The sequence below is a fragment of the Futiania mangrovi genome (assembly GCF_024158125.1).
GTDB lineage: Bacteria > Pseudomonadota > Alphaproteobacteria > Futianiales > Futianiaceae > Futiania > Futiania mangrovi.
The window spans coordinates 502,105-528,443 of the sequence record NZ_JAMZFT010000001.1 but is presented as its reverse complement, the minus strand read 5'-3'; the positions used below and the strand labels follow the sequence as shown (position 1 = coordinate 528,443).

The following is a 26,339-nucleotide window of genomic DNA, read 5'->3' as shown; positions in this document are numbered from 1 at the left end:
ATGCGGGGATGCTGAAAACGACAATCGCCGGGAGCCTGCCGAAACCGTTCTGGCTGGCGGAACCGGAAAAGCTTTGGGCCCCCTGGAAGTTCGAGGGCCAGAACCTCGTCGAGGCGCAGCGCGATGCGGCCCTGCTCTGGATCAAGGAGCAGGAGGACGCGGGCATCGACGTCGTGACGGAGGGGGAGCAGTTCCGCGTCCATTTCGTCCATGGCTTCCTGGAGAAGGTCGAGGGCATCGACTGGCAGAAGAGGACGAAGATGGGCATCCGCGACAACCGCTATGTCGTGGACGTGCCGACCGTGACGGGACCGGTCCGGCGCAAGGGACCGGTGCACAGCGCGGAGGTGGCCTACATCCGCCCGCACACGCAGCGCGGGCTGAAAGTCACCCTGCCCGGCCCCATGACGATCTGCGACACCATCGCCAACGGCCATTACCGTGACCGGCCGGAGATGGCGATGGCGTTTGCGGAGATCCTCAACGAGGAAGCCCGCGAGCTGGAGGCGCTCGGCGCCGACGTGATCCAGTTCGACGAGCCCGCGTTCAACGTGTTCATGAAGGACGTGAAGGACTGGGGCGTCGCCGCGCTGGAACGCGCGGCCGAGGGCCTCAGATGCAAGACGGCCGTCCACATCTGCTACGGCTACGGCATCCAGGCCAACATCGACTGGAAGAAGACCCTCGGCGACGAATGGCGCCAGTACGAGGAGATCTTCCCCGCGCTGAACGCCAGCCGCATCGACCAGGTCTCGCTCGAATGTGCCAACAGCCACGTGCCCGTCTCGCTGATCGGCCTGCTGCCGGACAAGGAGTTGCTGGTGGGTGCGATCGACGTCGCCAGCCGCGAGGTCGAGACGCCGGAGCAGGTCGCCGCCACCCTGCGCGAGGCCCTGAAGCACGCCGACCCGCACCGCGTCCAGGCGTGCACCAATTGCGGCATGGCGCCCCTGCCCCGCGAGGTGGCCCGAGGCAAGCTGCGCGCCCTTGCGGCGGGGGCGGCCCTGTTGCGCAAGGACCTCGGCGGCTGACGGAGGGTCAGCCTACCCCCACCCGTCAACGCAGGAGTGCCCACGGATGTCCAGCCGCATTGCAGACCTGATGGAGCGCATCCACGACCTCGAGGACGAACTGGAGAACGAACTCGCCGCCCGCCAAACTGACCTCGAATACCGGATCGAGCGGGGGCGGATCGTCTTCGAGGAAGAAATCCTCGCGCGCCACAAGGCGCTGCGCACGCGCGTGCTGAGCTACATCGCGGGTGCGCAGCCGCTGGTGATCCTCACCGCGCCGTTCATCTATGCGGTCGTCGTCCCGCTGGCGCTGCTCGACCTGTTCGTCACCGTGTACCAGGCAGTCTGCTTCCCGGTCTACCGGATCGCTAAGGTGAGGCGGCGCGACTACATCGTCTTCGACCGGCACAAGCTCGGCTATCTGAACGCGGTCGAGAAGCTGAACTGCGTCTATTGCGCCTATGCCAACGGTCTGATCGCCTATGTCCGCGAGATCGCATCGCGCACCGAGCAGTACTGGTGCCCGATCAAGCACGCGCAGCGGCTGGCCGGCGCCCACGCACGCTATCCGCGTTTCGCGGACTTCGGGGATGCGGAGGCGTACCGCGAGGACCTCGACAGGCTTCGCGCAGACCTGCACGACCGCCGCGAGTGACAGGAGGTCAGAGCGGCAGCGGCCGGTCCTCGGAAATCGCCTCCATCGCGAAATAGGAGGTCACGGCATCGAGGTCGAGCTTGTCGATCAGGCGCTGGTAGACCCGGTCGAAGCTCTTCATGTCCCGCGTCACGATCCGCAGCATGTAGTCGTAGTCGCCGCCGATCCGGTAGAAGTCGACGATATCCGGAATGGTGGCGACGTGCTGACGGAACTGCGCCAGCCAGTCCGCCGAATGCCGCCGGGTGCGTATCATCGTGAAGACGACGAGCGACAGCCCCAGCGCGTCGCGGTCGAGCAGCAGCTTGCGCCCGCGGATCACGCCTGCCTCCTCCAGCAGCTTCAGCCGCCGCCAGCAGGCGTTCTGCGAAAGACCGACGCGCTCCGCCAGCTCGCGCTGCGACTGGCCGGCGTCGCGCTGAAGGGCGTTCAGGATGTCACGGTCTTTCTGATCCAGTTTGATCGGCATTTATCGATCATATGACACATCAATCTGGCGTCAAGCCGATGATATTGGGAAAAATATCCACACAAATCGTCATACTCTCCCGATATTGATCACCGGATCGGGAGTCGTCAGATGCAGCCCTGCCCATTCGATGCGTTTCGTGCCGCGCTCGCCGGTCCCGATCCGCTCGAGACGGTGCGGAGAGGCTTGATCGGCGCGGATGCCGTGTTCGACGGGCCGTTCGGTCCACGCCCCCTGCTCTATGCCGACTACGTGGCCTCGGGCCGCGCACTGAGGCAGGTCGAGTCCTTCGTGATGGAAGAGGTCCTGCCCTGGTACGCGAACAGCCATACGGAGGCCTCGCACTGCGGCATGACCATGACCCGCATGCGTGAGGCGGCGCGGCGCGTCGTCGCCCGCGCAGTGAACGCGGGACCCGATTGCCACGTGGTCTTCGCGGGTTCCGGCGCGACCGCGGGCATCAACAGGATCGTGCGGCTGCTCGACGTCGAGGGGCTGGTGCGCACGGGCCGCCATGTCCGGGTTCTGACAGGCCCTTACGAGCATCATTCCAACATCCTCCCCTGGCGGGAAAGCGGGGCCGAGGTGGTCGAGATACCGGAAGCCGCGGGTGGCGGCGTGGACCTGGAGGCGTTGGAGGCGGCGCTCAAGGACGCTTCCGGCGCGGACCTGGTCGTCGGGGCGTTCTCGGCGGCGTCGAACGTGACCGGCGTGCTGGCGGACGTCGATGCTGTGACGCGCACGATCAAGGCACACGGCGCGCTCGCGATCTGGGATTATGCCGGCGGCGGCCCCTACCTGCCGATGGACATGGGCGACGGCGCGGCGGCGAAGGACGCCATCGTCCTGTCCCCACACAAGTTTCCGGGCGGCCCCGGTGCCTCGGGCCTGCTCATCGTGCGGGACACAGTCGCGCGGCGCGAAACACCGACCGCGCCGGGCGGCGGCACGGTCAGCTTCGTTTCGCCCTGGCGCCATGCCTACAGCGCGTCGCTTTCGGCGCGGGAGGAGGCGGGCACGCCAAATGTCGTGGGCGACATCCGCGCGGCGCTGGTGCTTCTGGTCAAGGAGGCGATCGGGACAGAGACGATCGGCGTCCGCGACGCCGCGCTGCGCGCGCTTGCCCATGCGGCGTGGCGAGACGTCCCCGGCCTCGACCTGCTGGGGCCGGGAGAGTCCCCGAAGGCGCTGCCGATCTTCGCCTTCCGGGTGCGCGGCACGGATGGCGCCCCCGTCCACCATCAACTCGTCACGCGGATACTGAGCGACGTGCACGGCATCCAGGCGCGCGGCGGGTGTGCGTGCGCGGGGCCCTATGCGCACCGCCTGCTCGGCATCGACCGGGAGGCGTCGGACGCGCTGTTCGACCGGCTCTCCGCGGGTCACGAGTTGGAAAAGCCCGGCTGGGTGCGGCTCAACCTCAGCTATCTGCACACCGACGCAGAAGCCGACCGCATCCTCGCGGGCGTTGCCGACATCGCACGCACCGCAAGCCGATGGGCCGCCCACTACGACGCCGACCCGGCGACCGCCCGTTTTCGCGCGCGCACGCCTGCCCCGGCGCTGGCCGCAGAGGCCTGAGCGCGCTATCACGGGCGGCAAGACCCGGAAAACAGGCAGGGATGGGACAAGAGATGGGGCAACTTCCCGAGGGCGACGGCATTTTCCTCGATCACGTCGCGTTCTTCGTCGCCGACATGGGCGCGGCGGAAACGCTGCTGCAGGCGATGGGCTTCGTCCTCACGCCCTTCACACACCAGCGGAACCAGGGTCCGGACGGTCCCGTCCCGGCGGGCACGGCCAACCGCTGCATCATGCTGCGGGCGGGCTATGTGGAAATCCTCACGGCCGTGACGCCCACCCCGCTCTCCGACCGCCTGAAGGCCGCCGTCGCGCGGTATCCTGGCCTGCACCTGATCGCCTATGTGGCGGGAAACCTCGACGCCGCGGTGGCGCGGCTGGCCGAGGGCGGGTTCGAACCCGATCCGCCCGTGGCGCTGCGCCGCCCGGTCGACCTGCCCGGCGGCGGCACGGCGGAGGCCGCCTTCTCCGTCGTTCGCGTGCCCCCGGAGAAGATGCCCGAGGGGCGCATCCAGGTGCTTGCCCACCATACGCCCGACATCGTCTGGCAGGAGCGCTGGACGGACCAGCCGAACGCGATCTTGGGCCTGGAGGGGACGCTGCTCGTCATGCCCGATCCGGCGGAGGCCGTCGCGCGGTTCGCGGCGTTCGCGGGCGGCACGCGCAGCATGCCCCGGCCGGCCGTGAACGTTCTGACCCACGACCGCGGCTGGCTCGCCTTCACCGAGACGGCGCGCGTGGGCGAGGTGCTGCCCGCAGCCCCCTGCGACTGCCCCGCGCCCTGGATCGCGGCACTCACACTGCGTAGCGCCGACCTCGCGCGCACGAGGGCGCATTTCGAGGAGGCAGGCCTCGCCCCCGCGGAGGACGACGGCGGAAGGATGCTCTACCGGCTGCCCGAGGCGCTGGGCGGGTTCCTCGAAATCCTCGGCCCCGGGTCACGCAGCCGCTTCACGGGTTGAACGGGTCCAGCTCACGCCCGCCACCACGGCAAAGAGCGCAAGTCCGATCACCGACGCCCAGATGCTGGGATGCAGCAGGCCGGCCGCCGCCGGCAGCAGCAGCGCGCGCTCCAGCCAGCCTAGCGGCGCGAACATGTAGCCTTCGAGCATCAGGTTGAGCGCGACCACGCCCGCCAGCGCCATCACCGCCCACAGCGCTGCCATGGCGAGCGTCGTGTCGAGGCCCAGAAGTTCCGGATGCACCGCGAAGATGAAAGGCAGGATGAAGCCCGGCAGGCCGAGCCTGACCGCGATGAAGCTCGTCCGGAAGAAGCCCGCGTCCGCAATCTTCGCCGCGACGAGGCAGGAGACGGCGACAGGCGGCGTGATCGCGGACACGTTCGCGAAGAAGAACACGAACATGTGCGCGGCCAGCAGCGGGATGCCGAGGTCGACGAGCGCGGGCGCGCCCAGCAGCGCCACCAGGATATAGGAGGCCGACGTCGGCAGCCCGAGCCCGAACGCGAGGCACGCAAGCGCCGCGACCGCCAGCAGCAGGGCGAGGTTGCCGCCCGCAAGCTCCAGCATCCAGAACGACAGCTTCTGTGCAAAGCCCGTCACGGCCAGGATGTCGACCATCACGCCGATCACCGCCACCACGATCGCGACCTGCGCGCCGACCAGCGCGCCCTTGGTCGCCATCTCGACGATCAGGTGGCCGAGCCCGCGCGCAATCTCACCCGCACCCCGCCAGGCAAAGACCAACTCCCGCAGGACGAACAGGGCGAGCAGGATCCCCGTCGCCTCGATCGCGGTGCGGCCCGGCAGGTTCGTCGCGATCAGCACCACGACGAGATAGGTCATGGCCACGAAGAAATGCAGATGCCGGGCGCAGGCCCGCAGCACCGGCTCACCGGTCTCGAGTTCGGCCGCGACCGTCGGGTCGCCCGCCGCGTTGACGCCCATCTTCACCGCGCGCAGGTGCACCGCGACCATCAAGTAGAGGTAGTAGATCGCCGCCGGGAACACCGCCGCGACGATCACCTCGGAAAACGGGATTCCGGTCAGGCCGACGATCAGGAACGCCGCGAGCCCCATGACGGGCGGCGTGATCTGGCCGCCGGTGGATGCAACCGCCTCCACCGCGCCCGCGAAGGGGCCGGAGAAGCCCACCCGCTTCATCAGCGGAATGGTCAGCGCCCCGGTGGACGCGACGTTCGCCACCGACGACCCTGAGACCATGCCCATGAAGCCGGACGAGATGACAGCCATCTGCGCGGGCCCCGCGCGCGTCTTGCCGCCGATGCGGTAGGCGATCTGCATGATGAAGTCGACGCAGCCCGTCGCCGTCAGCCCCGCCGCCAGCAGCATGAAGGGGAAGATGGTGCCCGCCGAGAGCTCCGTCAGGTTGCCGAGCAGGCCGCTGAAATAGGGAATGGACGTATAGCCGACGAGCCGGTTGATGCTCATGCCGCCGTGGTAGAGCAGCCCTTGCGGCATCGACTGCCCGAAATAGCCGTAGAGCAGGCCCGCGATGGCGATGGCGCTGACGACCCAGCCCCACTCGCGCACGCAGGCCCAGAGCGCGAGGCCCAGCAGCAGCACCGCGATCCAGAAATCGGTCCGGTTCGGCAGGAAGGAGCGCATGGAGGTCAGCGCCTCGTGCTCCGTCCACACGTAGAGCAGCGCGACCGTCGCCGCGACCGCGAGCACCGCGTTGAACAGCCGGCCTGCAAGGCCCGGCGCCTTGCCTGCCATCGCCAGGAACACGATGACCAGCGCGCCGCCCAGGTGTGCGATCTTGAACTGTCCTGCGGGCAGCACGTACTCAAGCACCTGGACCATGTGCACGCTGACGAACGCCAGCGAGGCGAGGATCAGCGGCAAGCCCACCCACACCGGGGCTCCCCCCGCATATTTTCCGACAGCGCGCGACAGGCTCATGCCCGGCTCCCCCGAAAGCGCCACGGGCGGCGCCGCAACGCCGCCCATGACCAGCCTAGAACGATGTCCTCAGGACGTCACGCGGACGTCAGCCCTGGACCATGTCGTCGCGCCAGACGCCCTTCTCCTTGAAGTACCGCGCGGCGCCCTTGTGGATCGGGAAGCCTGCAACGAGGTACTCCGCGGCGAAGTCGATGGCGATGTCCTTGAACTGGACGCCGAGGTTGCGGACCTCCTCGGCATTGTCGAAGACCGCCTTGATGACCTGGTAGGCGTGTTCCTCCGACACGTTCGGAGAGGCGCCAAGCACGCCGGAGAACGAAGCCGCGCCCGTCTCTTCCTTGAGGCCGGCCGCGCCCGCCGGGATGATGCCGCGCGAGATGCCGGGGTTCAGCGCACGCGCCTTCTTCATCACCTCGTCCGGGATCGGCAGGATGCGCACGGGCACCGTCGTCGCCAGCTCCGACATGATCGGCGAGGGGCGTCCGTTGGTCAGCAGCGACGGGATGCAGTCGACCGCGCCGCCCCGCAGCGCGTCATAGCTCTCGCGCCAGGAGCCGTAGGTCCACTCGACCTCATCCTTGATGCCCGCCGCCTCGAACAGCACGCGCCACATGGTCGCCGTCGAGGAGCCCGCGGGCGAGGGCATGCAGCGCCGGCCCTTCAGGTCGTCGAGGGTCTGGATGTCGCTGTCGGCGCGCACCATCGGGGTGCAGTTGAACAGCGTGTAGGCGAACATCTGGTGCACGGTGATCGGCTGCGGATAGGGCGCCTCGCCCCTGGACGCCGGGAGCCAGTCGGTCGAGGTCGTCTGGCCGAACTGGATCACGCCCTCGTGGAAGAGCTGCATGTTCTCAGTTCCGCCCGAGGTCGCCATGGAGGCGTTCTGCAGGTCGGTGTGACGGTTCACGGTGGAGGCGAGGCCTTCCATGATCACGTAGCCCGTCGACCCGATGGAAGACGAGCCCCACTGGAAGCTCTGCTGCGCGAGCGAGGTCGTCGCCCGCAGAAGGCCCGTGGACGCCACCGCGGTCCCGAGGCCGAGAAGCAGCGCATCGCGCCGCGACGGCTTGAAGATCTGACTGGTCATCGAACTCTCCTTGTCATGCGGGGGGTTGTCGTTCGTCCCGGACACCAGCGCCCCACTCCTCGTGCGCCCGGGGTTTTCCGCAACAGGGTCAGGCAATCCACTCGGTCACCGGTGCCGCCGCCTCGTGCAGCGGCTGGCTGTGGATGTCGACGAGGCTGGGACCGCCGTGCTCGAACGCGGCCTTCAGCGCGGGCCGAAGCTCGGACGCCTCGCGCACGGTCCAGGCCTTGACACCGAAGGCTTCCGCCACGCGGGCATGGTCGGTACGGTTGAAATCGACGGAGTAGAAGCGCTGGCCGAAGCCCGAGTTCTGACCGGCCTTGATCCAGCCGAACACCGAATTGGACATGACGATCAGCGTGACCGGCGCGTCCTCGCGCACCAGCGTCTCGAGCTCGCCCGCGTTGAAGCCGAAGGAACCGTCGCCCATCATCGCCACGCATTTCTGGTCGGGCCGCGCCTTGTGCGCACCCAGCACCGCCGGCAGCGAGTAGCCGAGCGCGCCGTGCGCACGGTTGGAGATAAGCCGGCCGCGGGCGTCGGAAAGCTCGTAATAGGCCGAGAGATATGGGCATGGCGTGCCCGGATCGGCGATCACGATGGCGTCGGCGGGCAAGAGGTCCTGCATCTCGCGCACCACCCGCTCGGGCCGGATCGGCGTTTGCGTGCTCTCTGCGATCTCGCGGAATCGGGCGAACTTCGTGGCCTTGGCCTCCGCCACCGCGTCGCGCGCGCGGGCGTCCGACCGGCTCGTGCCGTCGAGGATCGCGGCGACCGCGGCGTCGAGCGCGGCAAGCGTCAGCTTCGCGTCGCCCAGCATGGCGACCTCGGTCGGGTAGTTCGCGCCGATCACGCCCGCGTCGGCGTCGAGATGGAGGATGCGCGCCTTGCCCGGCGCCGGATGCCGCCAGCGTTCGGTCGTCACCGACCCCGCCCGGCACCCGACCATCAGGATCAGGTCGGCGTCGTCCACGACCGCGCGCGTCTCCGCGCAGCCGCCGTTGGACCCCACCACGCCCAGCGCCAGCGGGTGCGTGTCGAGGATCGCGCCCTGCCCGCTGATCGTCGTGGCGACCACCGCGCCGAGGCGCTCCGCCAGGCTTTCAAGCTCCGTCTGTGCGCGCGCGATCACCGGCCCGCCGCCGCAGATGATGAGCGGACGCTCCGCCTCGACCAGCGCCTTGGCCGCGGCCGCCACGCTGTCGGAGGCCGCACCCGACCGGTAGGACGGGAAGACCCCCAGCGCCGGGTCGCCGTAAAGCTCCTTCTCGTCAACCTCGCCCTTTTGCACGTCGAACGGCAGGCCGAGATGAACGGCACCGGGCTTGCCCGTCGTCATTTCGCGGAAGGCGCGGCGCAGCATACGCGGCACGTCGCCGCTCGCCCCGATCACCTCGTTCCACTTGGTCAGCGGCGCAAAGAGCGCCTTCTGGTCAAGCTCGGTCAGCGCATAGCGCCCGCGCGAGCCCGTTCCGATGTCGGTCGTGATCGAGAGCAGGGCGATGGAGCTTTCGTTCGCTTCCACGACGCCAGGCAGGATGTAGGTGGCGCCGCCGCCCGAGGGCCCCTCGCACACGCCGACCTTGCCGGAGACGCGCGCATAAACGTCCGCCATGTAGGAGGCCGAGCGTTCGTCCCGCGTCAGCACGTGCTTGATGTTGCCGCCGATCCGGTAGAGCGCGTCGTAGAACGGCAGCGAGGTGTCCCCGCACAGGCCGAAGATGATCTCCACCCCGTGCAGCTCCAGCATCCGGACGAAGGCCTCGGCCCCGGTCAGGCGGTTGGCGGGCGGGGATGCGGTCATGCGGCAGTCCTCTTCTTCTTGAGCAATTGGGCGATGTCGCCGGTTTCCTCCAGCGTGCGGCGATAAAGCCGCGCGTGGCCTTCCGTGATGATCTCGACCACCTGGTCGAGGCGCTTGCCGATGTGGGCGCGCATAACATCCGCCGCGCGCGACCGGTTGCCGTCGCGGATCGCCTGGACGAGGGCGCGGTGTTCGGCATCGGTCGGGGCCGCGCCCTGTGTCGAGATCCAGCGCGTGAAATGCAGCCGTGCGTTCACGTTCCTGAGCAGCCAGACAAGCTCCTCATTGCCGGTCGAGGCAGCGATCAGTTCGTGGAACTGTTCGTCGAAGGCCACGATCTCGTCGATGCTGGCGCCGGCGATGCGGGCCGCCACGTCGTCGAGGTGGCGGTCGAAGCCCGCGATGTCGTCGGGCGTGGCGCGCTGGCAGGCGAGGTCGACGATGGCAAGTTCGACCTGCAGGCGGGTCTCGTAGAGGTCGAACACCTCCTTCGTGTCGAGGGTGCGCGCGCGGAACCCCTGCCCCGGCGAAAAGAGCACCAGCCGCTCCGACGCGAGCCGGTGCAACGCCTCGCGCAGCGGCGTGCGGCTGACGTTCAGTTGCTCGGCAAGTTCGGCCTCGTTGATCTTGGCGCCCGGACCGAAGCGGAAGTCCATCGCCATGACGCGCAAGACGGCATAGGCGCGGCCAGCCGCGTTGGCCGCCGACGGCGCGCCCGCTTCCTTCGCTTCCGATGCCACCCCAGTCGCTCCCTTGACGCTTGCGCGTTTTCAAAATTGTATACAGAGGATTATACAAAAACAAACACGCCGCAAGAGGGGTGCGCAACATGGTCTGGGATGCCGGGTTCACCACGCGGCCGGAGCTGCGGGGCAGTTTCGGCATGGTCGCATCGACGCACTGGCTGGCGACCGCCGCCGCCATGGGCGTGCTGGAACGCGGCGGCAACGCCTTCGACGCCGCCGTCGCGGGCGGCTTCGTCCTGCAGATCGTGGAGCCGCACCTGAACGGTCCCGGCGGCGAGGTTCCGATCCTTCTCGCGCCCGCGGGCTCAACGGAGGTCACCGTCATCTGCGGGCAAGGCCCGGTGCCCGCCGCTGCGACGCTCGCGCATTTCCAGGGGCTCGGCCTCGACATTATCCCGGGCACCGGATTGTTGCCTGCGACCGTGCCGGGCGCGTTCGGCGCGTGGTGCCGCCTGCTGGCCGAGCATGGCACGATGGAGCTTGCAGACGTGCTTGCCCCCGCCTTGCACTATGCGGAGACGGGCTTTCCCGTGATGCCGCAGGTGGCGCAGGCGCTCGCCAATGTCGCGCCCATGTTCGAGGCGGAGTGGCCGTCGTCGGCGGAAATCCATTGCTCAGGCGGGCTGCCGCAGGCGGGCGACGTGATCCGCAATCCGGGCGTGGCGGCGGTCTACCAGCGTGTCCTCGCCGAGGCCGCGTCCGCCGGGGGACGCGAGGCGCGGATCGAGGCGGCGCGCAAGGCCTGGTACACGGGCTTCGTGGCTGACGCCATCCACGATTTCTACACGACCGCGCGGCTCCGCGACACGTCGGGCGAGGTGCACGGCGGCCTGCTGACCGGCGACGACATGGCCCGGTACGAGGCAAGGGTCGAGCGCCCCGTGACCTATGACCATGGCGATGTGCGTGTCGCCAAGTGCGGGCCGTGGAGCCAGGGGCCGGTGCTGCTGCAGACGCTGTCGCTGCTCTCGGGGCTGCCGCTCGACGAAATGCCCGTGGACGGGCCGGATTTCATCCATGCGGTGGTGGAGGCGTCCAAGCTCGCCTACGCCGACCGGGAGGCATGGTACGGCGACCCGGACGTGACCGACGTGCCGATGGAAACGCTGCTGTCGGACGGCTATGCGGCGGCGCGGCGCACCCTCATCGCGGACACCGCCTCCACCGAACTGCGGGCCGGATCGCCGGACGGACGCGCCCCCACCCTGCCCCGCCAGCGGATCGCCGCGCCGGGCAGCCCGGGCGTGGCGGAGATGCTGGGACAGGCGAAGAAGCCAAGCGGCGAGGAACCGACGACGCGCAAGGGCGCGATGCTGGGCGACACCTGCCACATCGACGTGGTCGACCGCTGGGGTAACATGGTCGCGGCGACGCCGAGCGGCGGCTGGTTCCAGTCGAGCCCCGCAGTGCCGGGGCTGGGCTTCTCGATCTCGACGCGCGGGCAGATGTTCTGGCTCGAACCGGGGCTCGCCACGACGCTGACCCCTGGTGCGCGGCCGCGCACGACGCTGACCCCCTCCATGGCGCTGCGCGACGGCAAGCCGTGGCTCGCCTGGGGCACGCCGGGCGGCGACCAGCAGGACCAGTGGTCGCTGCAGTTCCTGCTGCGCGTGCTGCATGGGGGGATGAACCTGCAGCAGGCCATCGACTGTCCCGCCTTCCATTCCGAGCATTGGCAAAGCTCCTTCTGGCCGCGGGAGGCGCGTCCCAACCGCCTCGTGCTCGAAGGCCGCATGCCCGCAGCGACGGTCGCGGAACTGAAGCGGCGCGGCCACGACGTGCAGGTCGGACCCGACTGGTCGGAGGGCCGTTTGCAGGCCGTCTCGCAGGAGGATCGCGGGGGCCTGCGCTGGCTCCGGGCCGCGTCCAACCCCCGCTTCATGCAGAATTACGCCGCCGGGCGATAAGGAGTTTACGTTCCATGCAGTTTCCGGCCACCGGCCCCTATCCGTCCCGCCGCTCCGCCGTCATGGCGGACAACATGGTTGCCACCTCCCACCCGCTGGCGGCCCAGGCGGGGCTTGCCATGCTGGCAAAGGGCGGCAACGCGGTCGACGCGGCACTCGCCACGGCCATCGCGCTGACCGTGCTGGAGCCGACGGGCAACGGTCTCGGCTCCGACGCCTTCGCGATCCTGTGGGACGGCAAGGCTTTACACGGTCTCAATGCGTCGGGCCGTTCGCCCGCCGCATGGACGCCCGCGCGCTTCGCCGGGCACAAGGCGATGCCGCAGCGCGGCTGGGAGTCGGTCACGGTTCCCGGCGCGGTCGGCGCATGGATGGCGCTGTCGGACCGCTTCGGAAAGCTGCCCTTCGCCGACCTCTTCGCGCCCGCCATCCGCTATGCCGAGCACGGCTTCCACGTGAGCCCGATCATCGCGACACTGTGGCAGCGCGGCGCGGCGATCCTGAAGGACCAGCCAGGCTTCGCCGCGCATTTCATGGCCGGGGGCCGCGCGCCCGAGGCGGGAGAGCGCGTGCGCTTTCCCGACACCGCCGCCACGCTCGCCCGCATTGCCGAGACGAAGGGCGAAGCGTTCTACCGCGGCGACATCGCCGAGAAGATCGCCGCCGACGCGAAGGCCCATGGCGCGGCCCTGACCGCGGAGGACATGGCCGCCAACGCGCCTGACTGGTGCGGCACGGTCAGCCAGTCCTTCGACGGCTGGGATCTGCACGAGATCCCGCCGAACGGCCAGGGGATCGCCGCGTGCATGGCGCTCGGCCTCCTCTCCCACACTCCAATCCGCGAGCTTGACCCGGACGAGCCGCGCGCCCTGCACCTGCTGTGGGAGGCGCTGAAACTTGCGCTGCGCGATGTCGAGGAACATGTCGCCGACCCCGCGCACATGGGGCTCACGGCGGCGGACCTGCTGGACCCCGGCTACCTGGCGGCACGCGCGCGCCTGATCGACGAGACCCGCGCACAGGATTTCGGCGCGGGCGCACCGCGGGCGGGCGGGACGGTCTATCTGTCGGCTGCCGACGCCGACGGCATGATGGTCTCCTTCATCCAGTCGAACTACGCGGGCTTCGGCTCTGGCGTCGTCGTGCCCGGCACCGGCATCCACCTGCAGAACCGCGGCTTCGGCTTCAACCTGCGGAAAGGCCACGCGAACGAGGTCGGCCCCGCCAAGCGCCCCTTCCACACGATCATTCCGGGCTTCCTGATGGCCGGCGGCGCGCCGCGCATGTCCTTCGGCGTCATGGGCGGGCCGATGCAGGCGCAGGGCCACGTCCAGATGGCGCTCAGGACACAGCTCTGGGGCCAGGACGTGCAGACGGCGGCGGACGCGCCGCGCTGGCGCGTGACGCGAGGGCTTGGCGTCGCCTGCGAGACGACGATCGCGCCTGCGACCGTCGAGGCGCTGGCAGCTCTCGGCCACGACATCGCGCTGGAGGCCCCGGACGCCGCCTTCGGCTTCGGCGGCGCGCAACTGATCCACCGGCTCGACGGCGGCGGCTACGCGGGCGGTTCCGACCCGCGCAAGGACGGTTGCGCGGCGGGGTTCTAGCTGGCACCCGCCGCTTCGGGCTCGCTTGGCGGCGCGGGCGTCCTATAGTCTCGCACCGAACCCAACCTCAGCGCGCGGCGCAGCGCGACATCCGCAACTCATGGTTCGAGGCATGCACATGACCGACACATCCGGCTACACGCCCCCGAAGGTCTGGACGTGGCAGAAGGAGAGCGGCGGCGCCTTCGCCAATATCAACCGCCCCATCGCCGGACCGACGCACGAGAAGGACCTGCCCGTGGGCAAGCACCCGCTGCAGCTCTACTCGCTCGCCACGCCCAACGGGGTCAAGGTGACGGTGATGCTGGAGGAGTTGCTGGCCGCGGGCCATGACGGCGCGGAGTACGACGCCTGGCTCATCAACATCCGCGAGGGGGAGCAGTTCGGCAGCGGCTTCGTCGGGGTGAACCCCAACTCCAAGATCCCGGCGATGGTCGACCGCAGCACGGCGACGCCGACGCGCGTGTTCGAGTCCGGCTCGATCCTGCTCTATCTCGCGGAGAAGTTCGGCGCTTTCGTGCCGAAGGAGCACGCGGCACGGACCGAGTGCATGAACTGGCTGTTCTGGCAGATGGGCAGCGCCCCCTACCTCGGCGGCGGCTTCGGACACTTCTACGCCTACGCGCCGATGAAGATCGAATACTGCATCGACCGCTTCACGATGGAGGTGAAGCGCCAGCTGGACGTACTCGACAGGCAACTCGCGAACCATGCCCATGTGGGCGGCGAGGACTACACCATCGCCGACATGGCGATATGGGCGTGGTACGGGCAGCTGGTGCTCGGCCGGCTCTACAGCGCGGCGGAGTTCCTCGACGTCGCGAGCTACACCCACGTCATGCGCTGGGCGAAGGAGATCGACGCGCGCCCGGCGGTGAAACGCGGCCGCATGGTCAACCGCACGTTCGGCGAGCCGGAAACGCAGCTTCACGAGCGCCACGACGCCAGCGACTTCGAGACGAAGACGCAGGACAGGATCGGCGGCCGCTGAGAGGCGGCGTCGGGGCGGCGCCGCCCGGTCAGATGTGCAGCGCGCGGCCGAGACCGCCGAGCGCCGCTTCCTGGAACGCCTCGCCCAGTGTCGGGTGGGCCTGGATGGTCGCGGCCACGTCCTCCAGCCGCGACGCCATCTCGACTGCCAGCGAGAACTGGCCGGCGAACTCGGCCACGCCGGTGCCGACCGCCTGGATGCCGAGGATCTCGTGGCTGTCGGAGCGTGCGACGATCCGCACGAAGCCCTCGCCGCCGCCGAGGGTCAGCGCGCGCGGGTTCGCCGTGAAGGGGAAGCGCGCGACGATGCGCCCCTCGCCCGCACCAGACGGGCCCGGCGCCTCGCCGACCGTCACGATCTCCGGATCGGTGAAGCAGACGGCGGGCACGGCGCGATGGTCCCAGGCGCGGCGGCGTCCGGCGACAAGCTCCGCCACCATCTCGCCCTGCGCCATGGCGCGGTGGGCGAGCATCGGTTCGCCGGTGACGTCGCCGATGGCGTAGACCCCGCGCATCGCCGTGCGGCATTGCGCGTCGACCTTGATGAACGGGCCGTCCATGGGCAGCGCGAGCGTGGAAACATTGGCGGGGTCGCCCTGCGGCCTGCGCCCGACCGCGACGAGGATCTTGTCGGCTTTCAGCACCGTCTCCGCGCCGTCCGCGTCCTGGAGGCGAAGCTCTCCCGCCCCCTCACCCTGCCCCAGCACCTTCGTGCCAAGCAGGAGCGTGACGCCATGCGCCTTCAGGCTCGCCGCGACGGGGCGCGTCAGTTCGGCGTCGTATTGCGGCAGGATGCGGTCCGCGGCCTCGACCACCGTCACGTCCGCGCCGAGCTTGGCGTAGGCCGTGCCGATCTCGAGCCCGATATAGCCCGCGCCGACGACCGCAAGCCGCTTCGGTACCTCGCGCAGCGACAAGGCGCCCGCGGACGAGATGACGTCGCCGCCAAAGGGAAGGTCCGGCAGCGCGACGGGTGCGGCGCCCGTCGCGATCACGACGGCCTCCGCCCGGATCGTGGTGGTGCCGTCGGGCCCCTGCACCTCGACGGTCTTGCCGTCGCGGAACGCGGCCTCGCCCCGGATGCGGCGGACCCCCGCGCGCTTCAGGAGACCGCCCACGCCCGTGCGCAGCCGTTCGACGATGCCGTCCTTCCAGTCCATCGCGGCGGCGAGGTCGATCTTCGGATCGCGCGCCGACAGGCCGAAGGGGTGGTCCCCGGCGGCATGGGTGAGCCGGGCATAATCCTCCGCGGCGTGGATCAGCGCCTTGGACGGGATGCAGCCGACATTGAGGCAGGTGCCGCCGTCCTCGCCCGCGTCCACGATGACCGTGTCGAGGCCGAGCTGACCCGCCCGGATCGCGCAGACATAGCCGCCGGGACCCGCCCCGATGACCAGCAGCGTGCAGGAAATGGCGGTCATGGCTCAGCCCTCCACGAACAGAAGCGCGGGCGTCTCGATCAGCTCCTTGAGGCGCGCGACGAAGACCGCCGCGTCCCAGCCGTCGACGACGCGGTGATCGAAACTGCAGGAGAGGTTCATCATGCGCCGCGGACGGAACGCCGAACCGTCCCAGAGCGGGCGCGTCTCCATGCGGTTGACGCCGACGATGGCTACTTCCGGGTGGTTGATGATCGGCGTGGTGGCGAGCGCGCCGAGCTTCCCCAGCGAGGTGATGGTGATGGTGGAGCCGGTCAGCTCCTCGCGCGTGGCGGACCCGGCGCGCGCGGCGTCGGCGAGGCGCGCGATCTCGTCGGCGGCCTGCCAGGGGTCGAGCGCCTCGGCATGGCGCAGCACCGGCACGACGAGGCCCTGCGGCGTCTGCGTCGCGATGCCGACGTGCACGGGCGCGTGCTGGTGGACGACGCCTGCCTCGTCGTCGAAATGGGCGTTTAGCGCGGGCTGCTCCGTCACGGCGGCGACGACCGCGCGCGCAAGGAACGGCAGGAAGGTCAGGCGCGGCCGGTCGGCGTGCCGGGCGTTCAATGTCTCTCGCAGGGCTTCGAGCTCGGTCATGTCCACCTCCTCCACGATGGAGAAGTGCGGGATTCGGGTCGCCGACAGGCTGACGCGCTCGGCGATGCGGCGGCGCAGGCCCGTGACGCGCACCTCCGTCACGCCGGTGCGCGGCGCACGCACCGTCGGACCGGCGACGCCGCCACCCTCGGCGAAGGCCGCGAGATCGTCGTGGGTGATGCGACCGCCGGGCCCCGACCCCGGCACGAGGCGCAGGTCGATGCCCAGCTCCCGCGCCTTCAGCCGCACCGAAGGCGCAGCGAGCGGACGCGCACCCGGGGCCCGGTGCGCAGGCGCGCGCGCCGGGCTGGGTGCGGGTGCGGCGGCGGACCGGCGCGGTGCTTCGGCGGGCGGTTTGGGGGAGGGCTTGGGCGCCTCCTCTCGCTCCGCAACCTTCCCGGCCCCGGACGCGGGCGCATTGGGCGCAGTCTCTTCGGGCGCACCGTCCTCCGGCGCAGTGTTGCCCTCGCCCTCCACCTCGATGCGGACGATGGGCGCGCCAATCGCGACCGTGTCGCCAACCTCCGCGCCCAGCCAGACCACGCGGCCCGTGGCCGTGGAGGGGATCTCGACCGCGGCCTTGTCGGTCATCACTGCGCCGAGGATGTCGTCCTCGCGCACCATGTCGCCGACCTTGACCGCCCATTCGGTCAGTTCGGCCTCTGCAACGCCCTCGCCGATGTCCGTCAGCTTGATCGTGAAGATGCCCATGTCAGGCCTCCATCAGCGCGCGCATCTGGCGCGCGACGCGGGCGGGTCCGGGGAAATAGTCCCACTCCTGCGCGTGCGGATAGGGCGTGTCCCAACCCGCCACGCGCGCAACCGGCGCCTCGAGGTGGTAGAAGCAGTCCGTCTGCACCTGGGCTGCAAGCTCTGCCCCGTAGCCCGAGGTCAGCGTCGCCTCGTGCAGCACGAGGCAGCGGCCCGTCTTGCGCACCGACTCCATCACCGTCTCGCGGTCGAGCGGCAGCAGCGTGCGCAGGTCGATCACCTCCGCGGCGATGCCCGTTTCCTGCACCGCCGCGAGCGCCACGTGCACCATCGTGCCATAGGTGAGGATCGTAAGCGCGTCGCCCGCCTGCACGACGGAAGCCACGCCCAGCGGCGTCTCGAAATAGCCGTCCGGCACTTCGCCCAGCGCATGGGTGCGCCAGCTCGTCACCGGGCGATCGTGATGGCCGTCGAAGGGGCCGTTGTAGAGGCGCTTGGGCTCCAGGAAGATCACCGGGTCCGGGTCGGCGATGGAGGCAAGGAGCAGACCCTTCGCATCCGCCGGCGTCGACGGCACGACGGTCTTGAGGCCGGTGACGTGTGTGAACAGCGCCTCCGGGCTCTGGCTGTGGGTCTGCGCGCCGAAGATGCCGCCGCCCATCGGCATGCGGATGACGATGGGGCAGGTGAACTCGCCCGCCGAGCGGTAGCGCAGGCGCGCCGCCTCCGACACGATCTGGTCGTAGGCCGGGTACATGTAGTCGGCGAACTGGATCTCGACGCAGGGGCGCAGGCCATAGGCCGCCATGCCGATCGCTGCGCCCACGATGCCAAGCTCGCTGATCGGCGTGTCGAAGCAGCGACTCTTGCCGTACTTCTTCTGCAGGCCCGCGGTGCAGCGGAACACTCCGCCGAAGAAGCCCACGTCCTCGCCGAAGACGACGACCCGGTCGTCGCGCGCCATGGCGAGGTCATGGGCGTTCTGGATTGCCTCGATCATGGTCATGCGCGCCATGGCCTAGTACCCCGCTTCGTGGCGTTGGCGGACGAGATGCGGCGGCATCTCGGCATAGACGTCCTCGAACATGTCGCGGGGGCCGGCGCGCCGACCGGTCTGCATCGTGCCGATCGCTTCGGCCTCGCGTTGCGCGGTGCGGACGGTGTCGGTCGCCTCGGCCTCCGCCTGCGCGTGGCGTTCCTCCGACCAGGCACCGAGCCCGATGAGATGCGCCTTGAGCCGCAGGATCGGATCGCCGAGCGGCCAGGCCGTGCTCTCTTCCTTCGGGCGGTAGGCGGAGGGGTCGTCCGAGGTCGAGTGACCGCCGACGCGGTAGGTCACGTATTCGACGACCGTGGGCCCTAGATTGCGCCGCGCGCGCTCCACCGCCCACTTCGCCGCCGCGTGGACCGCGAGATAGTCGTTGCCGTCGACCCTGAGCGCGGGAATGCCGAAGCCGTGGCCGCGCGCCGCGAACGTGCCCGCCCCGCCGCGCGCGATCCCCTGGAAAGTCGAGATGGCCCACTGGTTGTTGACGATATTGAGGACGACCGGAGCCTTGTAGGTCGAGGCGAACACGAGGGCCGCGTGAAAGTCGTTCTCCGCCGTCGAGCCATCGCCGATCCATGCCGCCGAGATCGCCGTGTCCCCGCGGATCGCGGAGCCCATCGCCCAGCCGACCGCCTGAATGTACTGCGTCGCGAGATTGCCGGAGATCGAGAAGAAGCCATGCTCCTTGGACGAGTAGAACACGGGAAGCTGCCGGCCGCGCACCGGGTCTTCCTCGTTCGAATAGACCTGGCACATCATCTTCAGCAGCGGATAGCCGGACGCGATCAGCAACCCCGCCTGCCGGTAGGTCGGGAAGTTCATGTCGCGCGGGCCCAGCGCCTTGCGGAAGGCCGTCGAGATCGCCTCCTCGCCAAGGTGCTGCATGTAGAAGGACGTCTTGCCCTGCCGCTGCGCCATCAGCATGCGCGCGTCATAGGCCCTGAGCAGCAGCATGTGGCGCAGGCCGTCGAGGAGTTCCTCCTCGCTCAGTTCGCCCGCCCAGGGGCCGACCGCCTCCCCCTTCCGGTTCAGGACCCGGATGATGGTGAAGGCGAGGTCGCGCATCGCCTCCGGGTCCTCGTCGACCGGCGGACGGCGCACGCTGCCGGCGCGCGGGATCTCGACACGCGAGAAGTCGGGCGTGTCGCCCGGCCGCCATTCCGGTTCCGGCACATGAAGCGCAAGCGGCGGATGGTCATCCATGGTCGGTTTCCCTCTCCCCGGCTGCGCCCTCGCCGCCGCCCGGGCGGCTGCACAGCCTCACGCCGCTGATCGCGGCAAGCCGGTCGGCCAAATTGTCCAGCGGCTGGCCCGTCGCCACGACCGCCAGGGTGACGATGTATCCGCGCTCGCCCGCCCCTTCCACGGCGAGCGCCGCCAGTCCGAACCCCATCTTCCGCAGGCAATCGAGAACACGCGGCACGCTGCAATAGGGGTCGGACGTCGCAAAACCGAAGCGATGTTCCATGCGTGTCCTCCCGACAGAAAGACTTGCACGGCCGGCAGAAAATTTCCTGCTCTTGTTCCGGCAAATCGGTATATTCGCAAAAGGAAATTTTGCCCTTTATTGGATTTGCAGTCCGGGATTTCACCTACCATGAGCCGCCCCCTCGACCGGATCGACCTCGCCATCCTGCGCACGCTCCAGACGGACGGGCGCATCCCGAACGCCGAACTTGCAGAGCGCGTGGGCCTGTCGGCCAGCCCCTGCTGGCAGCGAGTGCGCCGGCTGGAGCAGGAAGGCTACATCACCGGCTATGGCGCCCGCTTCGACCAGGCCCGGCTCGGCGCGTCGGAGATCGTCATCATCGAGGTCACGCTCGACCGGCACGACGACGACATCCTGGAATCCTTCGGCAACGCGATGGCCCGGATCCCGGAGGTACTGGAAGTCTACCTCACCACCGGCGAGTACGACTACCTCGTCAAGGTCGCAGTCAACGGAACGGCGGGCTACGAGGAGTTCCTGCGCAAAAAGCTCTACAAGGTGCCGGGCATCCGCCACTCCCGGTCGAGCTTCACCCTGCGCTGCCTGAAGCAGGTTCCGGCCTACATCCCCCCCGCCGCCCCGGGTGGCTGAACGCCGCCTACCGGCGTGCCGGCGGCATCACCGTCAGCATCTCGCCATGACTCCATACGACGGCCTCGAAGCAAAGCTGCGATCCGGCGCCCCCGCACCAGCCGCCATCGCGGGCGACGAGCAATATGGGGCGCTCGCCCCAGGCGATCGTCCGCCAGCCCTCCGCCTGGAAGGACCATGACCGCTCCCCGATGACCGCGTGCAGCGTGCAGCCGCCGGACCCGCAATAGAGGCTGCGTGCCGAGGTGCAGGTGAACCGGCTGCTGTCGACGAGCCGGTCCGCCGGCGCCGCGCCGTCCAGGTCGGCTTCGACAACCGCATCGTTCGCGTGGAACACGCCGTTCTCGAAGGCCGCGCAGTCGCTTCGGGCGGCGGCAAGGATCGCGTCGACAGGATCCGCATGTGCCGGCATGGCCGCGCCAGCGGCGGCAAGTCCCGCCAGCATCGCGGAGACGATGAACCCGTGCTGTCCCATTGGGCTTCCCCGGGAAATTCCTGCTACCCGCGCCGGTATTCGCATGTCTCGAAACCCGGCAGAACTAGCGTTCTACGCCGCTGAACGGGTGCGCAAGCGAAATCAGTGGCCAACGCCCCGGAACGGGTGAGAACCAGGACGCATCTCCTCGGCTCCGCAGGTGCCAGGAGACCCGAGATGCCTGGCAGGCAGACATGCCCCTCGGCCGCGTCTGAGCCGAAGGGCGGACACCCCACCCCACAAGTGCCGATACGCATTGGCATCGACATGAGAGATTTCCCACGCATTACATTCCAAATAATGCAAACAAATATAACACTTCATCAATATAAATGCCCGTTAGTAATTTGACCATTCATAGTTAAACCCACTTTACCAATTATGTTTACGTGTATTTATAACCCAACACCTAGGACGTATAGCCCTCGCGTACTGTTGCGTACTCCCAACTTGTTTCCATGACGGTGACATTCGGACGGGATCGTCCGTTGCCCCGCCGATGAGGAGAAGTGGAGATGATCAGCGCAACAGCCGCATCCCGTTGCGGGGCCAAGGAAGCTCGTGAATTGCCTAACCGCCGAGGCCTTCCGGGCTTCATTCGGTGCGAGGCGGGTGCGCTCGCCTTGATCATGGGGATCACCTTCATCCCGATCGTGGCGGCCGTCGGCATCACGTTCGACTACGCGCGGGTCGCGATCAGCAAGTCCGACCTCAATTCCGCGCTCGACGCGGCGGGCCTCGCGGCAGCGGGGCGGCTTTACGAGCCGAAGGAGACGCTTGAAGTCCTTGCCCAGGGCTTCCTCGATCAGAACCTCGACGACGCCCCCTTCATGGTCGGGGACAAACCGCTCCAGATCCTCTCGAAAACCGATGAGACCCTGCGCGTCGCAGCGCGCGCCAAGGTCCGGACCACGGTCATGGGACTGTTCGGCGTTCAGGAGGTCGATCTCTATTCGGAGGCCGAGTTCACGCGCAAGGTGATGGGACTGGAGCTGGCGATGGTGCTCGACACCACCGGCTCCATGGCCGGCAGCAAGCTCTCGACCATGAAGACCGCGGCGAAGGACATGCTGGCTACGCTGTTCGGCGCGCAGCAGTCCTCGGAGCATCTTCGGGTCGCGCTCGTTCCATTCTCCGACATGGTCAACGTCAACGCAACGCGGCCCGACTGGCGCGGCGACCGTCTCGACTTCTCGGTCGATGCGAGCGTGCCGCCGGACTCCGGCGACCCGTTCGACCGGGCGGACCAGGATGCGAGGATCCGTCAGCACCATTACGGCACGGATTGGGCGTGGATCGATGTCACCGGCGAGGCGCTCTACAACGGCTGGAACATCGACGACCACCGCTACGTCGAACGCAATGGCAATGGCGGCGTCAATTACCGCACGGCCCGGATCTATGACAGCGCCTACACGGACGAACCGTTCGAGTTCGGCACCAACAAGAAGGGCGACCGCATCGTGCAGGGCGGAAAATTCGTCCCATGCAGTCACAGGAACGCGAAGGGATGCAGCTATGAACCGCTGCGCAACGATCACCTGTGGCTTTATGCGAAACTCGACGCCGAATGGCTGGGGTGCGTGGAATCGCGGCCGATCGTCGATGCGCTCGGCGTGACCCGGGATCTCGACATCTCCGTGGAGCCGCCGAACGCGAGCGACCCGGACACGCTGTTCGTTCCATCCTTCCATGCCGATGGCGGCGGCGGCGGCTTCCACAGCTACATGACCGACCGGAACGAGTTCGGCACCGGCAACGGCCCGAAAGTACCCGAGGACGACATGGACCGGCTGTCCTTCCTCAACAAGTATTACCAGGCCGACGCGAAGATCGACGATGACGGCGGGGACGGCGGGCCGAACAGGAACTGCGGCCGCCCGGTCACACCGCTGACGGACGACCGGCAGGGCCTCGAGAACGATATCGACGCGCTGCAGGCGAACTACTCGACCAATATCCCCGAGGGACTTGCATGGGGATGGCGCATGCTCGACCCTCAGCCGCCGTTCACGGCCGCCCTGCCCTATGGCACGCGCGACAGCCAGGGCGTGAAGTGGGAAAAGGCCATCGTTCTGCTGACGGACGGAGAGAACTGGACGGACAGGCGCCGCTACAACAGCTACGGCTTCCACCACGAAGACCGCCTGACCGGGCCGGAAGGCGAGAACGACCCGGCGGCGGCCATGGACAAGCGTCTTGCGAAGCTTTGCGAACGGGTGAAGCAGGCCGGAAAGGATCAGGGCGGCGACGGCATCCGCCTTTATGTGATCGCCTTCCGCATGTCCGGCACCGCGGCACAGGATCTCTTCAAGCCCTGCGCATCTGAACCGTCCTACTTCTTCGATGCCGACAGCAACGAGGATCTGAAGCTCGCCTTCCAGCGCATTGCCTCGGATCTTGCCCGGCTCTGGATCAGCGAGTAGCCGGCATCTCGCCATGCCAGCCGCCATCGCGGCGAGCGGAACCACCGCCGTCAGCGCGCCCATCGCATCCGCCTCCGGGCGGACCGCGGCGCTGACGCCGATCCAGACCCATGGCCGGACGAACCCCGGCGCCTGCTGCGCGCCGGATGCACGATGAGGTTCCGGCCGGCACCTGCGCGTAACCGGTGAGTAACCTCGGGGCAATAGGCTCTCCCGGGCTTCCGGATAGACAGCGGACGAGGCACAGGTGGCAGGTTCCGGACAGGCACAGGCACAACGGGCGACCGTCGGGTGGCTCGGTTTCGCCACCGGCGCAGCCGCGCTCATCGCGACGCTTGTCATTTTCTGGGCCGGACCTTTCGCCCCGCAGCAGCCGGCGGGCGTGACCATCGGCGAACTCGCCGCCGAGATTGCCAGGTCGGCGGCCCGCTCGATGGCCGGGCAACCGCAACCCGAACCCGTGGCCCACCCCCGGACCGTCGACGACTATCTGGAGATCGGCGCAGGCGTTCTTGCGGGCCTTGCAATCGTGCTCGGCGTCGCCGCGCTGATCCGGCACGAGCGCAGGGCCGCTACGGTCTCCGGCATCGCGCTCGGAGGTCTCGCCATCGGCATCCAGCTCTTCACCTACACGGTCATGCTGATCGTCGGTGCACTGGTGATCTCGGCCCTGATCTACACGCTGCGCGACGTTTTCAGCGACATTTTCGGCGGACTTTTCGACGGCTGACGCGCATCCCGCTCCGGCGGCCTGCAGAAAGCCCTGAACCTTCCGCAACGCAAAAATCCGGCCGCAGCCGGGATGGTAGAACGCTTTCGCGGGGGCATATGGCGGAGAGGATGGGATTCGAACCCACGATACGCTTTTGGCGTATACTCCCTTAGCAGGGGAGCGCCTTCGACCACTCGGCCACCTCTCCGTGGGCGGGGATAGCCGCTTGGATCGCACAAGTCAACGCCGCGCCAGTCCTCGGGTCGAAATCGCTGCCAGGCGAGCGGCAGCCTGCCCTTTTCCAGCGCTCCATGTGTGCCGCGCGTGGCGGCGCGCGACCTTCCGCGCGCAGCGCCTATGGCGCGAGAGGCCGGGCCGCGCGCCTTGCATCGTAGCTGTCAGTGGCGGGAGAGCCACTCGCGGGCGCGGCGCTGGGCTTCGGCCACTTCCGCCGCCGACATCTCGCGGGCAAGTTCCGCGCGCCAGTCGCGGGCCGCGGCCACACCGCGCATCGCGGCGATGTTGAACCACACGTGGGCCGTCACATAGTCGATGTCGACGCCCTCGCCGGTGGAGTATTTCAGGCCAAGCTCGTAGATGCTGTTCGGATCGTTGAGCAGTGCCTGCGCATGCAGTCCGTCGTGCGCGGTGTCTTCATGTTTCTGCATCGTCCTGTCCCCCCGAAAGTCCCGGCATGCTTCCCTGTCGCCGGGGCAGTCTTTCCGTAGGCGGCGCCCGGATCGCGACGCCGCCATGAGGGGATGGTCAGGCGGAAAGGGTGAAAGTGAAGTTAACGATGATTGCTCACGCCCTACGTGTGTTCCCGTAAGGGTCGGCCCGGAAACCGCCCCTCACTGCGTACGCGCGCGCTGACCGAAGAGGATGGCGTTGACAGTCTTGTCGCGGGCCACCGAAGCCTGCTGGCGGCGCTCGAACGCAAGCTCCTTGCCGCGCTGAACGCCGGGGCGCGCGCCGACCTCGGCAATCCAGCGCTTGACGTGCGGAAACTCCTCGATGTCCTGCTGCTGGCGGGAATTGAGGATCGCCCAGGGCCACGCCGCCATGTCGGCGATGGTGAAATCCTCGCCGCCAAGGAACCGGTTGTCGCGCAGGCGGATGTTCATCACGCCGTAGAGCCGGTTGCACTCGTTGACATAGCGATTGCGCGCATAGGGCACGTCCTCGGGCGCGTAGTGCAGGAAATGGTGCGCCTGCCCGGCCATCGGTCCGAGGCCGCCCACCTGCCAGAAGAGCCACTCGTTGACAGCCACGCGGGTGCGTGGATCTGCGGGATAGAACTGCCCCGTCTTCTCGCCGAGGTACTGCAGGATCGCGCCGGATTCGAAGACGGAGATGGGCTGCCCGCCCGGCCCGTCCGGATCGACGATGGCCGGCATCCGGTTGTTAGGCGAGATCTTCAGGAAATCGGGCTTGAATTGTTCGCCCTTCGTGATGTCCACGAGGTTGAGATTATAAGGGAGGCCTGTCTCTTCGAGCATGATCGAGACCTTCCACCCGTTCGGCGTGGGCCAATAGTAAAGCTCGATGGGAGATTGATCGCTCATTAACCCCTCCTGAAGCACGGTTTTCAGTACGACCATAGGCAACGGCGCCCAGTACGCCAATCGCAATGCCTGTAACGCTCGCTTGGTCGGGTTGAGCGCATGTACCGGGCCCGTCGAAACCCTGCCGCAATTGCCCGCGTTGATGGGCAACAGGACCACCGCAGAAAGGGATGGTGACATGAAACCCCTGCCGATCCTCGCATGCACCCTGGCGGTGCTTGCCACCGCCGCGATCCACGCGCCCGCACCGGCCATTGCGAAGCAGGGCATGCCGCCGGGCCTCGCCAAGCAGGGCGGAATTCCGCCGGGACTGCGCGGCAAGTGCCTGCCGCCCGGCCACGCCAAGCGCTGGGCGTTGGGCCAGCATCTGCCGCGCGACTGCTGGAACCGGGCAGACGCCTGGCACCTGAAGCGCCTGCCCTATGCAGGCGAGGGCCGCGAGTGGGTCCGGGTGGCGCAGGACTTCTACCTGATCGCGGTCGCGACCGGGATCATCATCGACGTGGTCGACGGCTGGGACCGCTGACAGCCAAAGGGCCGGACGCTAGCGCCCGGCCCTT

General features: G+C 68.5%; 25 protein-coding genes and 1 tRNA gene. 12 read left to right on the top strand and 14 right to left on the bottom strand.

Annotated features, from left to right (window positions below; translation table 11 throughout):
* Positions 1–8: 8 nt before the first annotated feature.
* On the top strand, positions 9–1,031 hold the full coding sequence (locus NJQ99_RS02640) for a methionine synthase (protein ID WP_269331245.1): 1,023 nt from the start codon (positions 9–11) through the stop codon (positions 1,029–1,031).
* 46 nt (positions 1,032–1,077) lie between these two features.
* Positions 1,078–1,668: a hypothetical protein gene (locus NJQ99_RS02635; RefSeq protein WP_269331244.1), complete on the top strand. Its 591-nt coding sequence runs from the start codon at positions 1,078–1,080 to the stop codon at positions 1,666–1,668.
* A 7-nt stretch (positions 1,669–1,675) separates the two neighbouring features.
* Here NJQ99_RS02635 and NJQ99_RS02630 read toward each other — a convergent pair whose 3' ends face one another.
* Complete coding sequence (locus NJQ99_RS02630; protein WP_269331243.1) at positions 1,676–2,137, bottom strand: Lrp/AsnC family transcriptional regulator; 462 nt, start codon at positions 2,135–2,137, stop codon at positions 1,676–1,678.
* A gap of 111 nt (positions 2,138–2,248) precedes the next feature.
* Here NJQ99_RS02630 and NJQ99_RS02625 point away from each other — a divergent pair, with 111 nt between their 5' ends.
* Positions 2,249–3,718, top strand: a complete 1,470-nt coding sequence (locus tag NJQ99_RS02625; protein ID WP_269331242.1) for an aminotransferase class V-fold PLP-dependent enzyme — start codon at positions 2,249–2,251, stop codon at positions 3,716–3,718.
* Positions 3,719–3,771: 53 nt separating this feature from the next.
* Positions 3,772–4,680: a VOC family protein gene (locus NJQ99_RS02620; protein WP_269331241.1), complete on the top strand. Its 909-nt coding sequence runs from the start codon at positions 3,772–3,774 to the stop codon at positions 4,678–4,680.
* On the opposite strand, the gene NJQ99_RS02615 is transcribed toward NJQ99_RS02620, so the two are convergent.
* The 4 genes from NJQ99_RS02615 to NJQ99_RS02600 all read right to left on the bottom strand — a co-directional run bounded on the left by NJQ99_RS02615 (position 4,657) and on the right by NJQ99_RS02600 (position 10,237).
* Positions 4,657–6,603 (bottom strand): TRAP transporter permease, encoded by a 1,947-nt coding sequence (locus NJQ99_RS02615; RefSeq protein WP_269331240.1) that lies wholly within the window; start codon positions 6,601–6,603, stop codon positions 4,657–4,659. The genes NJQ99_RS02620 and NJQ99_RS02615 overlap by 24 nt on opposite strands.
* A gap of 88 nt (positions 6,604–6,691) precedes the next feature.
* Positions 6,692–7,693 (bottom strand): TAXI family TRAP transporter solute-binding subunit, encoded by a 1,002-nt coding sequence (locus NJQ99_RS02610; protein WP_269331239.1) that lies wholly within the window; start codon positions 7,691–7,693, stop codon positions 6,692–6,694.
* Positions 7,694–7,781: 88 nt separating this feature from the next.
* Positions 7,782–9,497, bottom strand: a complete 1,716-nt coding sequence (locus NJQ99_RS02605) for a thiamine pyrophosphate-binding protein (protein WP_269331238.1) — start codon at positions 9,495–9,497, stop codon at positions 7,782–7,784.
* Complete coding sequence (locus tag NJQ99_RS02600) at positions 9,494–10,237, bottom strand: GntR family transcriptional regulator (protein WP_269331237.1); 744 nt, start codon at positions 10,235–10,237, stop codon at positions 9,494–9,496. The genes NJQ99_RS02605 and NJQ99_RS02600 overlap by 4 nt, the downstream gene beginning before the upstream one ends.
* Before the next feature lie 89 nt (positions 10,238–10,326).
* On the opposite strand from NJQ99_RS02600, the gene NJQ99_RS02595 reads away from it, so the two are divergent.
* From NJQ99_RS02595 to yghU, 3 genes are all read left to right on the top strand, one after another.
* Positions 10,327–12,150, top strand: coding sequence for a gamma-glutamyltransferase family protein (locus tag NJQ99_RS02595; protein ID WP_269331236.1), 1,824 nt, complete (start codon positions 10,327–10,329; stop codon positions 12,148–12,150).
* Between the two features lie 14 nt (positions 12,151–12,164).
* Complete coding sequence (locus tag NJQ99_RS02590; protein ID WP_269331235.1) at positions 12,165–13,757, top strand: gamma-glutamyltransferase family protein; 1,593 nt, start codon at positions 12,165–12,167, stop codon at positions 13,755–13,757.
* 118 nt (positions 13,758–13,875) lie between these two features.
* The gene (gene yghU, locus NJQ99_RS02585; RefSeq protein ID WP_269331234.1) at positions 13,876–14,748 is read left to right on the top strand and encodes a glutathione-dependent disulfide-bond oxidoreductase; all 873 of its coding nucleotides are present in this window, start codon (positions 13,876–13,878) and stop codon (positions 14,746–14,748) included.
* Positions 14,749–14,776: 28 nt separating this feature from the next.
* Here yghU and lpdA read toward each other — a convergent pair whose 3' ends face one another.
* From lpdA to NJQ99_RS02560, 5 genes are read right to left on the bottom strand one after another with little or no spacing between them, the layout of a single operon-like run.
* A complete protein-coding gene (gene lpdA / locus NJQ99_RS02580) occupies positions 14,777–16,168 on the bottom strand; it encodes a dihydrolipoyl dehydrogenase (RefSeq protein WP_269331233.1) in 1,392 nt (463 codons plus the stop codon).
* 3 nt (positions 16,169–16,171) lie between these two features.
* A complete protein-coding gene (locus NJQ99_RS02575; protein ID WP_269331232.1) occupies positions 16,172–17,473 on the bottom strand; it encodes a dihydrolipoamide acetyltransferase family protein in 1,302 nt (433 codons plus the stop codon).
* A 1-nt stretch (position 17,474) separates the two neighbouring features.
* Positions 17,475–18,488, bottom strand: coding sequence for an alpha-ketoacid dehydrogenase subunit beta (locus NJQ99_RS02570; protein ID WP_269331231.1), 1,014 nt, complete (start codon positions 18,486–18,488; stop codon positions 17,475–17,477).
* 3 nt (positions 18,489–18,491) lie between these two features.
* Entirely contained in the window at positions 18,492–19,724 is a 1,233-nt protein-coding gene (locus tag NJQ99_RS02565; RefSeq protein ID WP_269331230.1) for a 3-methyl-2-oxobutanoate dehydrogenase (2-methylpropanoyl-transferring) subunit alpha, read from the bottom strand.
* Positions 19,717–19,989, bottom strand: a complete 273-nt coding sequence (locus NJQ99_RS02560; RefSeq protein WP_269331229.1) for a hypothetical protein — start codon at positions 19,987–19,989, stop codon at positions 19,717–19,719. The genes NJQ99_RS02565 and NJQ99_RS02560 overlap by 8 nt, the downstream gene beginning before the upstream one ends.
* Positions 19,990–20,118: 129 nt before the next feature.
* On the opposite strand from NJQ99_RS02560, the gene NJQ99_RS02555 reads away from it, so the two are divergent.
* Positions 20,119–20,601 (top strand): Lrp/AsnC family transcriptional regulator, encoded by a 483-nt coding sequence (locus NJQ99_RS02555; RefSeq protein ID WP_269331228.1) that lies wholly within the window; start codon positions 20,119–20,121, stop codon positions 20,599–20,601.
* 7 nt (positions 20,602–20,608) lie between these two features.
* Here the strand turns inward: NJQ99_RS02555 and NJQ99_RS02550 are convergent, their stop codons facing one another.
* Positions 20,609–21,076, bottom strand: coding sequence for a hypothetical protein (locus NJQ99_RS02550; RefSeq protein WP_269331227.1), 468 nt, complete (start codon positions 21,074–21,076; stop codon positions 20,609–20,611).
* Positions 21,077–21,699: 623 nt separating this feature from the next.
* Here NJQ99_RS02550 and NJQ99_RS02545 point away from each other — a divergent pair.
* The 3 genes from NJQ99_RS02545 (at position 21,700) to NJQ99_RS02535 (ending at position 24,232) form a co-directional block, all read left to right on the top strand.
* A complete protein-coding gene (locus tag NJQ99_RS02545; RefSeq protein WP_269331226.1) occupies positions 21,700–23,502 on the top strand; it encodes a vWA domain-containing protein in 1,803 nt (600 codons plus the stop codon).
* A 13-nt stretch (positions 23,503–23,515) separates the two neighbouring features.
* Positions 23,516–23,659: a hypothetical protein gene (locus tag NJQ99_RS02540; protein WP_269331225.1), complete on the top strand. Its 144-nt coding sequence runs from the start codon at positions 23,516–23,518 to the stop codon at positions 23,657–23,659.
* Between the two features lie 90 nt (positions 23,660–23,749).
* Positions 23,750–24,232 (top strand): hypothetical protein, encoded by a 483-nt coding sequence (locus tag NJQ99_RS02535; protein WP_269331224.1) that lies wholly within the window; start codon positions 23,750–23,752, stop codon positions 24,230–24,232.
* Positions 24,233–24,331: 99 nt separating this feature from the next.
* On the opposite strand, the gene NJQ99_RS02530 is transcribed toward NJQ99_RS02535, so the two are convergent.
* The 3 genes from NJQ99_RS02530 to NJQ99_RS02520 form a co-directional block, all read right to left on the bottom strand.
* A tRNA-Ser gene (locus tag NJQ99_RS02530) sits at positions 24,332–24,422 on the bottom strand.
* A gap of 190 nt (positions 24,423–24,612) precedes the next feature.
* Positions 24,613–24,882, bottom strand: a complete 270-nt coding sequence (locus NJQ99_RS02525) for an SEL1-like repeat protein (protein WP_269331223.1) — start codon at positions 24,880–24,882, stop codon at positions 24,613–24,615.
* Positions 24,883–25,065: 183 nt separating this feature from the next.
* Entirely contained in the window at positions 25,066–25,779 is a 714-nt protein-coding gene (locus NJQ99_RS02520; protein WP_269331222.1) for a glutathione S-transferase N-terminal domain-containing protein, read from the bottom strand.
* Positions 25,780–25,957: 178 nt separating this feature from the next.
* Between NJQ99_RS02520 and NJQ99_RS02515 the strand changes: the two genes are divergently transcribed.
* Positions 25,958–26,305 (top strand): RcnB family protein, encoded by a 348-nt coding sequence (locus NJQ99_RS02515; RefSeq protein ID WP_269331221.1) that lies wholly within the window; start codon positions 25,958–25,960, stop codon positions 26,303–26,305.
* The last annotated feature ends 34 nt before the right edge of the window (positions 26,306–26,339 follow it).